Source organism: Campylobacter massiliensis, assembly GCF_014253065.1.
In the GTDB taxonomy this organism is placed as follows: Bacteria; Campylobacterota; Campylobacteria; order Campylobacterales; family Campylobacteraceae; genus Campylobacter_A; species Campylobacter_A massiliensis.
The window spans coordinates 525,753-539,708 of the sequence record NZ_JACLZK010000002.1; the positions used below are offsets into that span (position 1 = coordinate 525,753).

11 protein-coding genes are annotated in these 13,956 nt (G+C 47.0%); 5 read left to right on the forward strand and 6 right to left on the reverse strand.

Annotated features, from left to right (window positions below):
• Positions 1–58 precede the first annotated feature (58 nt).
• Positions 59–1,396, reverse strand: coding sequence for a class II 3-deoxy-7-phosphoheptulonate synthase (locus tag H7R39_RS09190; protein WP_185898946.1), 1,338 nt, complete (start codon positions 1,394–1,396; stop codon positions 59–61).
• 162 nt (positions 1,397–1,558) lie between these two features.
• Here H7R39_RS09190 and rarD point away from each other — a divergent pair, with 162 nt between their 5' ends.
• The 5 genes from rarD to H7R39_RS09215 all read left to right on the forward strand — a co-directional run bounded on the left by rarD (position 1,559) and on the right by H7R39_RS09215 (position 5,545).
• Positions 1,559–2,449 (forward strand): EamA family transporter RarD, encoded by an 891-nt coding sequence (gene rarD / locus H7R39_RS09195; RefSeq protein WP_185898947.1) that lies wholly within the window; start codon positions 1,559–1,561, stop codon positions 2,447–2,449.
• 30 nt (positions 2,450–2,479) lie between these two features.
• A complete protein-coding gene (locus tag H7R39_RS09200) occupies positions 2,480–2,938 on the forward strand; it encodes a hypothetical protein (protein ID WP_185898948.1) in 459 nt (152 codons plus the stop codon).
• Between the two features lie 66 nt (positions 2,939–3,004).
• Positions 3,005–3,937, forward strand: a complete 933-nt coding sequence (locus tag H7R39_RS09205) for an aspartate carbamoyltransferase catalytic subunit (RefSeq protein ID WP_185898949.1) — start codon at positions 3,005–3,007, stop codon at positions 3,935–3,937.
• Entirely contained in the window at positions 3,934–5,214 is a 1,281-nt protein-coding gene (locus H7R39_RS09210) for a dihydroorotase (protein ID WP_185898950.1), read from the forward strand. Before H7R39_RS09205 ends, H7R39_RS09210 begins: the two co-directional genes overlap by 4 nt.
• The gene (locus tag H7R39_RS09215) at positions 5,189–5,545 is read left to right on the forward strand and encodes a hypothetical protein (protein ID WP_185898951.1); all 357 of its coding nucleotides are present in this window, start codon (positions 5,189–5,191) and stop codon (positions 5,543–5,545) included. Before H7R39_RS09210 ends, H7R39_RS09215 begins: the two co-directional genes overlap by 26 nt.
• A gap of 837 nt (positions 5,546–6,382) precedes the next feature.
• Here the strand turns inward: H7R39_RS09215 and H7R39_RS09220 are convergent.
• From H7R39_RS09220 to H7R39_RS09240, 5 genes are all read right to left on the reverse strand, one after another.
• The gene (locus H7R39_RS09220) at positions 6,383–7,702 is read right to left on the reverse strand and encodes an amidohydrolase (RefSeq protein WP_185898952.1); all 1,320 of its coding nucleotides are present in this window, start codon (positions 7,700–7,702) and stop codon (positions 6,383–6,385) included.
• Positions 7,703–8,091: 389 nt separating this feature from the next.
• Positions 8,092–9,177, reverse strand: a complete 1,086-nt coding sequence (locus H7R39_RS09225) for a glycoside hydrolase family 3 protein (RefSeq protein ID WP_185898953.1) — start codon at positions 9,175–9,177, stop codon at positions 8,092–8,094.
• Positions 9,178–10,143: 966 nt separating this feature from the next.
• Positions 10,144–11,034 carry an NAD(P)H-dependent glycerol-3-phosphate dehydrogenase gene (locus tag H7R39_RS09230; RefSeq protein WP_185898954.1) on the reverse strand — a complete coding sequence of 297 codons (891 nt, stop codon included), beginning with the start codon at positions 11,032–11,034 and terminating at the stop codon, positions 10,144–10,146.
• 568 nt (positions 11,035–11,602) lie between these two features.
• Positions 11,603–13,024: an Asp-tRNA(Asn)/Glu-tRNA(Gln) amidotransferase subunit GatB gene (gatB, locus tag H7R39_RS09235; protein WP_185898955.1), complete on the reverse strand. Its 1,422-nt coding sequence runs from the start codon at positions 13,022–13,024 to the stop codon at positions 11,603–11,605.
• A 126-nt stretch (positions 13,025–13,150) separates the two neighbouring features.
• Entirely contained in the window at positions 13,151–13,858 is a 708-nt protein-coding gene (locus tag H7R39_RS09240; protein WP_002953298.1) for a F0F1 ATP synthase subunit A, read from the reverse strand.
• Positions 13,859–13,956: the final 98 nt, after the last annotated feature.

Consider the following 13,956-nt stretch of genomic DNA (forward strand, 5'->3'; position numbering starts at 1 on the left):
ATTTGAGCTTTGTTAAATTTAAAGGGCGCAAATTTCATCAAATTTACGCCCGGTAAAGCTAAATTTTCTTTAAAAACTCAGCGATTAAAAACGCTAGTTCTAGCGACTGATCGGCGTTTAGGCGCGGATCGCACTGCGTTTCGTATCTGTGCGCGAGATCATCCTCGTTTAGTTTAAACGATCCGCCCGTGCACTCGGTCACGTCCTGCCCCGTCATCTCTAGATGCACGCCGCCCGCATGCGTGCCTTCGGCTCTATGTATCTCAAAAAAGCTCTGCACTTCGGCTAGGATTTTATCAAATTCGCGCGTCTTGTAGCCGTTTGCCGCCTTTATCGTGTTGCCGTGCATAGGATCGATGCTATATACGATATTTAGCCCTTCGCGTTTTACTTCGCGTAGGATTTTAGGTAGCCGCTCGCCGATTTTATCCGCGCCCATTCTGATGATTACGTTTAGTCTGCCCGCTTCGTTTTGCGGATTTAGCGCATTTGCGAGCGCGATGACGTCCTGCGCGGTTGCGTTTGGTCCGATCTTTACGCCTAGAGGATTGTGTACGCCGCTTAGAAAATGTACGTGGGCGTCGTTTACGCCGCGCGTGCGCTCGCCGATCCAGAGCATATGCGCCGAGCAGTCGTACCAGTCGCCGGTGAGGCTATCCTCTCTAGTGAGCGCCTCCTCGTACGGCAGCAAAAGCGCCTCGTGCGAGGTGTAGACCTTAGTTTCGCTGATTGCGGGCGTATTTGAGGCGTTTATGCCGCAAGCCCCCATAAACGCTAGAGTTTGGCTTAGCTGCCTGGCTAACTCGCCGTATTTAGCGTCGAGCTCGGGTTTTTTGATAAAGCCTAAGTTCCAGCGATTTACCTCGTGCAGATCGGCTAGACCGCCGCGAGAAAAGGCGCGAAGAAGGTTCATCGTGGATGCGCTTTGATAATACGCCTCGATCATGCGGTTTGGATCGGGTACGCGGGCATCTGGGTTAAATTCAAAGCCGTTTATGATGTCGCCGCGGTAGCTTGGTAGTTTTACGCTGCCTTGCTCCTCGTAGTCCGAGCTTCTAGGCTTGGCAAACTGACCCGCCACGCGCCCTACTTTTACGACGGGGCAGCGTCCGGCAAAGGTTAAAACGATCGCCATTTGTAGCATTACCTTAAACATATCGCGGATATTTACGGCGTTAAAATTTGAAAAACTCTCCGCACAGTCGCCCCCTTGTAGCAAAAATGCCTCGCCGTTGCAAACTTTTGCAAGGTCTTGTTTTAGGTTTCTAGCCTCTCCGGCAAAAACTAGCGGCGGCATCGTCTTTAGCTTATCTTCGGCCTTTTTTAGCAAGACCTCGTCGGGGTAGCTAGGCTGCTGCAAGATATTAAATTTTCTCCACGAATCTCTACTCCACATCTTTAAACCTTTTTAAAAATAACGCCGATTTTAACTAAAAGAACTTTTATTACAGATAAAATTTCAAATTTTACCCTCAAATTTGCCCTCGCTGCGCATTTTTGAGCCACATAAGTTTCGATTAACGACAAATAAATATAATTTTGCCAAAAAAGCGGAAAAATGAAGGACAAAAACCAAACCAAAATCGGCTTCATCTACGGCCTGTCGGTCTTTATGATCTGGGGCGTTTTTCCTATTTATTTTAAACAACTCAGCGCGCTTTCGGCTACCGAGATCGTCGCTCACCGTATCCTTTGGTCGGTGCTGCTTTTATTTTTACTGCTCAAATTTGGCCGCAAACTAGGCGCCGCAAAGAAAATTTTAAGTAACAAAAAAACCGCGTTTTGGCTATTTGTCACGGGGCTTCTAATCGCTGCCAACTGGTGGATCTACGTCTACGCCGTAAATATCGGCAAGATCGTGGAAACTAGCCTTGGATACTTCATAAATCCGCTCGTAAATATGCTCCTTGGCGTGCTGATTTTAAAAGAAAAGCTATCGCGCGCTGGCAAATTTGCCGTCGGCATCGTCTTTGTCGCTATCGGAGTGCAAATTTACGATGCGGGCGGCCTACCTATCATATCTATCATTTTGCCTATCACGTTTGGATTTTATTCGCTCATTAGAAAGCGCCTTAGCGTGCCCTCTTTAGAGGGGCTTTTCGTCGAAACCGCGCTCATAGCTCCCATTGCGCTCGTCGCGCTATTTTTCGTCGCAGCTAGCGGGCAAAATCACTTTAGCTTTTCGTGGTTCGGGCTCTTGATCGCTCTTTGCGGGCCTGCGACCGTCGTGCCGCTTTTGCTTTTTAACTCGGCGGCTACTAGGTTAAATTTGGGCACGATAGGCTATTTGCAGTATATCTCGCCTTCGATGCAGCTTTTGCTTGCCGTTTTTTACTACGGCGAGCAAGTTAGCGCGCTTAAGGCGCTGTCGTTTTTGCTGATCTGGAGCGCGCTTGCGGTGGTTAGCTTTAGCGCGATTTATAGTAAAAAAAGCAAAATTTCAGTATAACCGCAAATTTAAATCAAAAAAGGAAAAACAATGTCATCTATCGCATTTTACGCCGTCATCTGCGTCATAGCTGCGCTCGTGCTCTACGCGCAGATACAAAAGCTAACGAGAAAGATCGACGAGAACGGCACTCTAGCAAACAACTCCCCCGAGGCCGTACGTCAAATTTCGGTGCAAAAGTACAAGGATTTTTGCGAGATCATTAACGGCGAGCTAAGAGAGCTAAAGATGAAAGCGCTCTACGACGACGCCCTAAAAAACGAGAATTTAAAAGAAAAATTTTTAGAAAGCTTAAGCGAGATGAGCAAGAAGCTGACGTTTATCGAGACGATGAACACCGCTAGAAACCCAGACAAATGGGAAAGCGAGCTCTTTGAGGTGCTTAGCCGCCTAGACGATCTCGTCACGGAAAATTTCAAAGACGGCGAGCGCGCGGGCGACGAGATTAGGGAGCGTCTGGGCGCTGAGTTTAGCAAGCTGCAAAATTAAACCTTAAGTAAAAACGGGGTAATATCGCTTTTTTGATTTAACTCTATCTTTCTAAGGAAAAAACGGATGAGCTATACCAAAAAAGACCTCGTAACCGCTGCAAATTTAACCAAAGACGAAATTTATCATTTCCTAAATTTAGCCAAAGAGTTTAAAGCATTAAACAACTCCGAGACCAAAAAAGCAAAGTCGCTCTACGGCAAAACGACCGTAAACGCCTTTTTTGAAAACTCGACCAGGACGCGGACGAGCTTTGAGATCGCGGCCAAGCGCCTCGGAGCCGACGCTATAAATTTCACCGCCTCAAGCTCCAGCACCAAAAAAGGCGAAACACTCATCGACACCATCCATAACATCGTCGCGATGAAAACGGATATCGTAGTCGTGCGCCACTACAGCTCGGGCGCGGCTAAATTTATAGCTGAAAACACCGACGCTCACGTCGTAAACGCAGGCGACGGACTAAACGAACACCCTAGCCAGGCGCTGCTTGATCTCTTTACTATACTGGAAAATCGCGGCAGTCTAGAAAATCTCACGGTCGCCATCATCGGCGATATCTTTCACAGCCGCGTGGCGCGCTCAAATATCTACGTCCTAAAAACGCTCGGAGCCAAGGTTAAGCTCTTTGGTCCGCCGATGTTTTTAACTGGCATGGAGGCTTTTGGCTGTCAAATTTGCACCGATATGCGCGAGGCCGTCGAGGACTCGGACGTCATCATCATGCTGCGTATCCAGCTCGAGCGCCAGGATGATGAGATCGCATTTCCGTCCGTACGCGAATACTCCAAATTTTTCGGCCTAACCGCTAACAAAATGCAATACGCCAAAGAGGGCGTTATGATCCTGCACCCGGGTCCGATAAACCGCGGCGTCGAGATAAACTCCGACGTAGCCGACGATCCGCGTTACTCGCACGTGCTAAATCAGGTCGAAAACGGCGTCGCCGTCAGGATGGCGATCCTAGATACTCTCATCAAAAACAAAGGCGCAAAATGAAAACTCTCATCAAAAACGGCACGATCATAAACCACAACGGTTCGCAAAAAGCAAACATACTAATAGACGGCGACAAGATCGCTCTCATCACGGCTGACGAACCTGCGGCAGATAAAGTAATAGACGCTAGCGGCAAGCTCGTGATGCCTGGCCTAATCGATATGCACGTGCATTTTCGAGACCCGGGCCTTGAGTACAAAGACGACATAAACACGGGCTCGGAAACCGCGGTCGCCGGCGGCGTAACCACCTGCTGCCCGATGGCAAATACAAATCCCGTAAACGACAACGCCGTCGTCACGCGCGATATGGTAGCTAAAGCTAGAGCTCGAGGCCTCATCGACCTGCTACCAATCGGCGCGATAACGAGCAAGATGGACGGCAAAAAGTGCGTAGAGATGGGCGATATGACGCAGGCCGGCGCAGTAGCGTTTAGCGACGACGGTTTGCCCGTAGCCAGCAGCGACGTGATGAGATACGCGCTTGAGTACTCAAAGCACTTCGGCAGCTTCGTCATCAACCACTCCCAGGACTGCTCGCTATGCCGCGGCGGCCACATGAACGAAGGCCGCGTCTCGGCGATACTAGGCATCAAAGGCATGCCGCGCGAGCAAGAAGAAATCATGGTCTCGCGCGATCTACTGCTAGCCAAGCTCACGGGCGGACACATCCACATCGCGCACGTTAGCTCCGAGTGGTCGCTAAAGCTCATTGCGCAGGCTCGCGCGGCCGGCATAAACGTGACCTGCGAGGCGACTCCGCACCATTTTACCTACACCGAGGACGAGTTGCTAGGATATGATACGAACTTTAAAATGTCGCCGCCGCTTCGCACCAGATCAGACGTGGACGCGATCAGAGAGGGGCTAAAAAGCGGCCTAATCGACGTCATCGTCACCGACCACGCCCCGCACCACAACGACGAGAAATTTTTAGAATTCGACAAGGCGCCTTTCGGTATCCTTGGCCTGCAAACCCTCGTGCCTATGACGCTAGATCTAGTAAGAGACGGCGTGATAGACTACGAGAAAATGGCGGCTCTGACGTCTTATAACGCGGCTAAAATTTTAAAACTAAAAGACAAAGGCGTGATCGCGGAAGGCTACCTCGCCGACATCGCGATAATCGATCCGAATTTCGAGTATCTCTACGACAAAAACCTAAATAAATCAAAATCCCAAAACTCTCCGCTGCTAGGCAAGATGCTAAAAGGCGCGGCGGTAATTACGATAAAAAGCGGAAAAACGGTGTTTGAGTTTCCAAACGTCGTGGCGTGATCCGATCAAATTTGGCGTAAATTTAAAATTTGACTTTGCGGCGGTTAAGGCTGCCGTATGGTCAAATTTAGTAACGACTAAAATAAAATTTGAAACCATAAGGCGAGTATCGCAAAATAAACTCGCGACCAAACCCGTCAAAAATACAAAGCAGCGGTTTCTTAAAAACATTTTTATCGCTTATGTCGTCGCCTCTTTCGGGTTTTTTATCATCCCCGAGGATATATTATCTAGTTGCAAAATTTACCGCGGTTTTGTAACGGCTGTGAAACACATCTTTCCAAATATCCAAATTTTTAGCGACATAAGCCCGTTTAAGCAAGAGATATAATTTTACAAGGTGGAACTCGTACCAAGATAACCTTTGATGCAAAATTTGAAATATTTGCCGTCATAACGGTTTTTCAACTTTTTTTCTCTTTACTTGGACTGTTTTTATCGGTCGTCTTGTTGCGAGATTTATTTTTTAAGATTTTCTATCTGGAAAAAGAGAGTAAATAAAAATAGTTTAAAATTTGCAGTTTTGATGTCGGCAAATTGGAAAATGCAGGCCGCGCCGCGCGTTTTGATTATGAGAAAATCGGCCTAGATTTATCAAGCCAATTTTTTGCAAAAGCTAAATTTGACGGTAACTTTACCAAAGCCGAATTTGACCCGCAATTTGGCCGTGCGCTTTTATTCAAATTTTACGCCTCGCTCGCTCAATCCGCCTATTTTGACGCCTTGCCGGCTCGCTAAAGCTATCCTTTTAGCGGCTAAATTTAGCCTCCAAGTCTAAATTTGTCAAATTTATCGCCCGACTAAGCCGTAAAATTACGCTTACGCACTTTTGTCCGCTCAAATTTGCAATCGCCGCCGAGCCGAATTTAAAAACCGACTTGCTTAAATTTAATCCAAAGCTGGTTTGCAAAATTTATCAAATTTAAAAGCTAAACGGAGTAAATTTACGCCGCTGCAAGCCGCTCCGATCGGCCAAACCGCCAAGCCTCAATAAAAGCGACACGATTCGCTCCAAAAACAGCATGAATTAAACCCGTGCCACCCTCTAAGCCTCCCCAAAACAACCCGAGCAAATCCACGCCGCCGCGGCGGCTCAATCAATGATTAAAAAACCGATCAAGCCGAGTGCAAGCGACGCAAATTCGTCAAATTCGGTTCAAATTTATCCTCACGCGTCCTTGCCGTTTATCGCGTACGCCGAGCGCAAAAATACGTCAGTGCCCGATAGTAGCGCGCTCTCGTCAAAGTCAAACGCGCCGTTGTGATGCCCTGCGGCTAGCTTGGTACCGATCATCAGATAGCCGCTCTTGCCGCCTGCTTTTTGCACGGCGTGCATAAAATGCGCGAAGTCCTCGCAAGCGCCGAAATTTAGATCCCGCACGATGAGCTCGTCCTTGATAAAAGGCGACTGGCGCGCGGCGCGCTCGTAGATATCGGTAATCTCCTTGCTGCTATCGCCTCCGCTCGTGCCGCCGGTTAGCTTCACGTCGTACTGCACGCCGTACATCTGCGCGACGCCTGCGACGATATCCATACATTTTTGAAACATAAATTCATTTAGCTCGGTCGTTTCGCCGCGCGTTTCGCAGGCGATGTAGCCGTTTGGCGCGATGACGTTTCGCCCCTCGCCCGCTCGCAAAACGCCCACGTTTATGCGCGTGACGCCGTCGGCATGGCGCGTGATACCGTGCATGGCTAGAGCCGCCTGAGCTGCGGCCAGCAGAGCGTTTGCGCCTTCTTGCGGAGCGCCCGCCGCGTGAGCCGATCTGCCCGTGAAATTTACGTCGAATTTCGACGTCGCAAGAAGCTTGTTCGTACCGCAGATGATGCCGCCGCTAGTCTTTGCTTGAAAGCCGATATGACCGCCCAGCAGGTAGTCCACGCCCTCTAGCACGCCCGCTTGCTCCATCGGCACAGCGCCTCTGGTGCCCTCTTCGGCGGTTTGAAATATAAATCTAAATTTGCCTTTAAAATCATCCAAATTTTGCGCGATGAGTTTAGCCATCGCAAGGCCGATCGTGATGTGACCGTCGTGCCCGCAGGCGTGAGTGATGCCGTCTATATCAGCTCTAAAGCCCTCTTTAAACGGTCTGTGCGTCTCATCCTTACTCTCGGTCACGTCCACGCCGTCGATGTCAAATCTAAACGCAAGCGTCTTGCCCGGCCTGCCCGTATCAAGCTCAGCTACCACGCCCGTTAGCCCATCCTCCATCACTGGTAAAAACTCGCGCTCGTCGGCGCTTAGCAGGCTTTTTGCACGTTCTAGATACTTCTCTTTATCTTTCTCGCTGCCAAGACCCGCTCTGGCTTCGGGTTTCATTATCTCGCGTCCCATTTTTAGGCTGTAGCCGAGCTTTTTTAGCTCGCTAGCGATCTTTGCCGTCGTAAAAAATGTGAAAAATCCGGTCTCGGGATGCGAGTGAAAAAACCGCCTATTTTTCACCATTTCGTCTTTTAGCGCTTCGACTTTTGCTGCCACCTCGTCCATTTTTGCTCCTTAAATTTGGAATTTTTATTATTTTTCTTAAAGATATATTATACATCAAGATTAATTTTAAAAGCTTAAATTTGAGCCGAATAATGATAAATTTAATGCTGATTTTTGCAAGCCGACTTGTTTGGCGTAAATTTGATTTTTGTCCGCGGGGGTATTTCAGTCGGTTTTTAAGCGGCGATTTGCATCAAAGCGGTACGGGTTTGGCGAGCTAGCCAGTAAAATTTGGGCGATAAATTTGAGTTCAAATTTAAAATGTCGTCAAATTTGAACTCAAATTTAGAAAACTAGACAAAAAGGCAAATTTGACTTCGGTCGCCGCGCGGACTGACTAGCCGCAAAACAAACTCCGCGCAAAAGCTCAAATTTGCCCTTCAAGCAGACTATTTTATGCTATTTTTTAGCTTCATTATCCGCTCGTAGGACTCCTCGATGCGCTCTTTTGGTATCTGCTTGGCACCCACTGCGTCCACGACTAGCTGCGTGACGAGCTCTGCGGTCCTGCGCCCGTCTATCTTGTAGTCGCTAAAAAGCATCACATCGCCGCCTGCGTTGATAAAGTTTATCACCTTTTCTTGCAGTGTAAAGTCCTTTAGCCCGCCCATGAGCATGTCGTCGCTGATGACTACGCCGTCAAATTTGAGTTCGCCGCGTAGCAAGCCGTCGATGAGCGCAGGCGAGAGCGAGGCTGGAAGCTCGGAGTCGCGCTGCATTAGGTAGATGTGGCCGACCATTATCATCTTAGCTTCGTTTTTGCGAACCGCGTCAAAATATGGCTTAAGCTCGGTATAGTCGAATTTTTCGATCACGACCTTGGCGGTGTGACTGTCGGCCTCGACGTTACCGTGTCCCGGGAAGTGCTTCATCGCAGCTATCACGCCGCGAGCTTGCGAGGCCTTCATAAACTCGCTCGCATACAGCGAAACCTCGTCTATATCGGCACTAAACGCCCTGCCGCGCGAGCCGATGATGGTGGATTTTGGATTTAGCACGTCGGCCACGGGAGCGAAATTTACGTTTACGCCGACGTCTTTGAGTTGCTGTGCCATCTTAGCGTAAAGCTCGCCCGCAGCGGCTAGATCGAGCGTTTTTGCCACTTTTTGCGCCGAGATAAAGGTCTCAAATCCGCTCTTATCCTTAAATCTCGTGATCTGCCCGCCCTCCTCGTCTATAGCGATAAAAATGCCTTTTTGCGCCTCTTTAAATGCGCTTGTTAGCGCCTTGAGGTTCTTTTTGTCCGAGATATTTTTACCAAGCAGCATCACGCCGCCAAAACGCTGATATTTGGCCTCCGAGACGGCTTCTTTGGCGGTTTTGGGATCAGAGCCGTTGAAGCTGACCATTATCATTTGAGCTATCATTTTGCGAAGCGTCGGTTTTTCTTGCGCTTGCACATCGGCAGCATTTAGCGCAGTCGGCAAACCCGCCAAAAATAGCGCCGAAAAAAGCGCTGCGATAAATTTTTTCATATTTTTCCTTTTTTTTGTTTTTGCGGATTTTACACTATTTTGGATAAATTTAAGAAAATTGAAACGGGATTTAGGTGCGGGAGGTGCTTTTTGCGATTGATCACTCGCAAATTTAGATCGGCATTTATAAAATATTTGATATAATTTTTGAAAATATTGTTTAAAATTTAGTCAAAAGGGCATATATGATAAATTTAAATATTAATTGCGCTATAAATATCCCGCCAAAAAACGATATCAAGCTAGATAAAAACGAGTATATTTTATGTGAATATAAGGAAAAACACATTAAAAATCTTTTTATTAAATTTATATTTGCCGTGGTTTGTATAGCTGTATTTATATATACGGTAATATCTAAAGACTTCGCCGATCAAAGCCTATTTCTAAAGGTTTGCGCTGCTATTTTTGTTATTTTTTGCATGTTATTAATATATATTTTTATTGCAAATTTGATCCACAAAGGCTTATATGTAACAAACAAAAACTTAATAGCTTTTAACGGGGCGAGATTTGATTTAGATTCTATTTTTATACTTGATACGAGTGCTCGTGAGCATACGGGATTTCGCATTTGCAAGGGCTGGAGAAGTATTTTAGAGATAAAATGCACGAATGACGACGCGCAGCTAGATGTCTTTTTGCTATCGCTATCCGCGGTTTCCGGCAATAAAATTATTTTAAGATTTGGCTCAAAAGAACTAAAAGAAAAAGCCGACTCGGCGAATTTGGTTAGATTTAAATTGACGACATAAATTGGATTTTTATACTGAAACAGACTAAATACTAGCCGGAATCCAAATTTTACGGCGCTTTAAACTCAAATCCAGCATAAAAATTCGGCAAATTTGGATTATTTAAACAAGCCAAAGAAGCCAGCTATTTAAAAACCGCTGTCCGCCGTCAAATTTTCAAATTTTATAGCAGCTGTGAGCCTCCGCAGGATACACGACTTTAAACCAAATTTTATTTTTTACTTAGTAGATCTCTCAGGCTTTCCTGCACGTCTTTACCGCGCAGCATCGCCGCGACCTCGTTTACTATCGGCGTATAGATGCCCTTGCCGGCGGCGATCTTTTCTATCGCGTAGGAGGTGTCCACGCCCTCGGCGACCTCGCCTAGATCGTTTAGGATTTTGTTAAGGCTCTCGTTTTTAGCAAGTCCCAAGCCCACGCGGTAGTTGCGCGAGAGCACCGATGAGGCCGTTAGAAAGAGGTCGCCCGCCCCGCTAAGACCCAAAAAAGTCTGCTGCTGCGCGCCGAAATACTCGCCAAATCTCGCCATCTCGACAAGTCCGCGCGAGATGAGGCTAGCGCGAGCGCTGTTGCCGAGCCCGAGTCCGTCGCAGATGCCGCCCGCGATAGCGATAACGTTTTTATATGCACCCGCGATCTCGGCACCGATAACGTCGCTGCTAGCGTAGGCTTTGATATTTTGCGGGAAAAGTCCTGAAATCTCGCGCGCAAGGGCTTCGTTTTTGGAATTTATCACGAGCGCGCACGGAAGGTCGTTTTGTATCTCTTTGGCAAAGCTCGGTCCTGATAAAAAGGCCAAATTTGCCGCATCTACGTGCTGCTCGTAAATCTCGTCTAAAAAACGCAGACTCGAGGTTTCGATGCCCTTTGAGGCGACTAAAATTTTCTGCCCGAAGTTTTTAAAATACTCTTTTAGCCAGCCGCTAACAGACTGAGAAGGTATGGCAACGACGAGCAGATCGCGCTTTAGCGCCTCCTCTAAGCCGACAAAATGCGCGCCTTCAAGCTGCCTGCGCGAGCTGATGACGCAGTCATTTTTTTGCGAAAGCGCGTGAAAAAGCGCGCTGCCCCACTTTCCCGCTCCGATGATGGCTATTTTCATTTTTTCTCTTTTTTGTGATTTACTTTATTGTAGCTAAATTTGCTCGGCTTGCTTCGCTTTTAATGAAATTTAGCGCTACCTTTTTGCAAAATTTGATCTCCGATGCGCCAAAAGCGTTTTAAATTTACTGCTACCGACGTCCAAGAAAACCAAAATTTAAAGCGATCGCAAAGCAAATTTAACTGCTGAAATGCTAAATTTACTCTATTTATTCACGCCGCTCGCGGTCTCGCAAAGCTCATTAAATTTAAGCTAGGTTTAAAAGTTCAAATTTTGCCGATACCGACTTTATGCAAAATAAAGCGCACTTAATATTTGTGTTTTTACCGATTTAGGCGGCTTTACGGCGCCGTATTTGGAGTTTTAAACCGTGCGACGATAAATTCGAGAGACAAATTCGATCCGTTTTTGTCAAATTTAACCTTTCCGCCCTCTGCAAAACCCATAAATTTAACCGAAAACGAGTAAAAATTTAACTCCGAAAGCTTGCTTAAGTCAAATTTAGCGCAAAACGGTCGCGTCGGAAAAAGCAAAATTTAAGCGCCGAAACGACGATATAAACCCAAATTTACCCTAGCTTAGCCTTCAAAAGCACATTTACTTTTGCAGGATTAAACGCGCCTTTACCCTCTTTCATCGTTTGTCCGACGAAAAATCCGAAAAGCTTGTCCTTACCGCTTTTATACTCGGCGACCTTATCGGCGTTCGCGCTTAAAATTTGATCTATTATCGCTATGATGGCCGAGTCGTCGCTGACCTGCTTTAATCCCAATTTTTCGATGACGGCGTCTACGCTACCCTCGTTTTCCATGAGATAGTCAAGCACCTCTTTAGCTGCCTTGGCGCTTATCGTGCCGTCTTCGATGCGGTGTAAGAGATCTATCATCTTAGACGAATTTACGGGTGACGTCTCGATCGTAGCGCCGTTTTTTAGGCGACCCAAAAGCTCGACGATGAGCCACGTCACGGCAAGTTTCGGCGATATTTTAGCCTCTACGAGCTCCTCGAAATACTTCGCCGTCTCCACGCTACTCGTTAAAATCAGCGCATCATCCTCTTTGACGCCAAGCTCGCGCTCGTATCTAGCGACCTTTTGCTCGGCAAGCTCGGGGATCTTGATCGCTTCGTTGTACATCTCCTCGGGGATCTCGACTGGTAGCAGGTCGGGATCGGGGAAATATCTATACTCGGCGCTATCTTCCTTGCCTCGCATCGAGCGCGTGACTAAATTTACGGTATCAAAAAGGCGCGTTTCTTGATAAACTTCCTCATCATACTTACCGTCTTCCCACGCTGCGCTTTGACGCTCGACCTCGTAGTCAATCGCTTTTTGGATAAATCTAAACGAGTTTAAATTTTTAATCTCGACGCGCGTATAAAGCTTGCTGTCGCCTTTTGGGCGGATGCTGACGTTGGCGTCGCAACGAAAGCTTCCCTCTTGCATATTGGCGTCGCTGATGTTTAAAAATCGCAAAATCGAGTGCAGTTTTTTTAGGTATGCAACCGCCTCGTCGGAGCTGCGCAGATCAGGCTCGCTCACGATCTCAAGCAGCGGCGTGCCTGCGCGGTTTAGATCGACTAGGCTCTGTCCGCTCTCGTGGATATTTTTACCCGCGTCCTCTTCAAGGTGCGCGCGAGTGATGCCGATGCGTTTTTTCTCGCCGTTTACGTCGATAAAAAGCTCGCCTTTTTCTACTATCGGTATCTCAAACTGCGAAATTTGATAGGCTTTTGGAAGGTCGGGATAAAAGTAGTTTTTACGGTTAAAAACTGAGCGCTTATTTATAGTCGCATTTACCGCCGCACCGAAGCTTATCGCCTTTCTCACGGCTTCTTTGTTTAGCACCGGCAAAGATCCAGGTAGCGCCAGGCAGGTCGGACAAACGTGCGTATTTGCCTCATCGCCGAAGCTCGTGGAGCAAGAGCAGAAAATTTTAGTTTTTGTATTAAGCTGAGTGTGAACCTCAAGCCCGATAACGACTTCAAACATAATTTGCCTTTTATTTAAAATTTAGGGCTTATTTTAGCAGGATTTTTATTTAAGTTAGATAAAAAGAAGGGGTTGCGCCCGCCGATTTTTAGCGTATTTTAGCTAGCGGACGCGTAAATTTAAATTTTAGTGCTCGTCGTGGCTGATCAAGATCGCGCCGGCAAGATACACGTAAGTAAGAATCATAAAGATAAATGTCTGCAAGCACGCCATAAACGTAAGCAAAACAAATGCCGGAAGCGCAGCGTACGACGCAAGGGCAAGCACGACCAAAAGGAACAAATCATCGCCTTTGATGTTACCGAAAAGTCGGAAAGAAAGCGATACGACACGAGACAGATGCGAAACGATCTCGACGATAAACATTATCGGAGCTAGCCATTTATTCGGTCCCATAAAGTGCGCAAAATACTTGACGACGCCGTTAACTCGGATACCTTCGTAGTGATAAAACACAAAAACCACGAGCGCTAAAGTAAGGGTCAAATTTAAGCTCGAAGTCGGAGCCTCAAATCCAGGTATTATGCCTATTATGTTACTTACGAATACGATCAAACCGATGGTGGCGACTAGCGGCAGATATTTTCTAGATAGCGCTTCGCTGCCTAGAACGTCCTTACCCATTGACACGACGCCCTCTAGATACGCTTCGAGGATATTTTGCGTTCCGCGAGGCACGAGTTGCAAATTTTTAGTTGCAAATTTTGCCACGATAAGCACGATAATCGCGACTAAAACGAGATGTCCCGCGTAATTTACCGCGTGGATAACGTGCTCGTTGTCGGTAAACAAAGAAGCGATCCAACCTGTAAACAAAAACAAATTTTCTTGCATGGATTAACCTTAGATTTATGAAATTTAACGGCAATTTTATCCAAATAAACGTTAAAAGTTTTTTAAGCTTATCTCAAATTTCGCCCGAATTTTAGCTT

Excerpts from the sequence above, each read along its gene's own strand:
- H7R39_RS09190 (WP_185898946.1), bottom strand. The coding sequence starts at position 1,396 with ATGTGGAGTAGAGATTCGTGGAGAAAATTTAATATCTTGCAGCAGCCT.
- rarD (WP_185898947.1), top strand. The coding sequence starts at position 1,559 with ATGAAGGACAAAAACCAAACCAAAATCGGCTTCATCTACGGCCTGTCG.
- H7R39_RS09200 (WP_185898948.1), top strand. The coding sequence starts at position 2,480 with ATGTCATCTATCGCATTTTACGCCGTCATCTGCGTCATAGCTGCGCTC.
- H7R39_RS09205 (WP_185898949.1), top strand. The coding sequence starts at position 3,005 with ATGAGCTATACCAAAAAAGACCTCGTAACCGCTGCAAATTTAACCAAA.
- H7R39_RS09210 (WP_185898950.1), top strand. The coding sequence starts at position 3,934 with ATGAAAACTCTCATCAAAAACGGCACGATCATAAACCACAACGGTTCG.
- H7R39_RS09220 (WP_185898952.1), bottom strand. The coding sequence starts at position 7,702 with ATGGACGAGGTGGCAGCAAAAGTCGAAGCGCTAAAAGACGAAATGGTG.
- H7R39_RS09225 (WP_185898953.1), bottom strand. The coding sequence starts at position 9,177 with ATGAAAAAATTTATCGCAGCGCTTTTTTCGGCGCTATTTTTGGCGGGT.
- H7R39_RS09230 (WP_185898954.1), bottom strand. The coding sequence starts at position 11,034 with ATGAAAATAGCCATCATCGGAGCGGGAAAGTGGGGCAGCGCGCTTTTT.
- gatB (WP_185898955.1), bottom strand. The coding sequence starts at position 13,024 with ATGTTTGAAGTCGTTATCGGGCTTGAGGTTCACACTCAGCTTAATACA.
- H7R39_RS09240 (WP_002953298.1), bottom strand. The coding sequence starts at position 13,858 with ATGCAAGAAAATTTGTTTTTGTTTACAGGTTGGATCGCTTCTTTGTTT.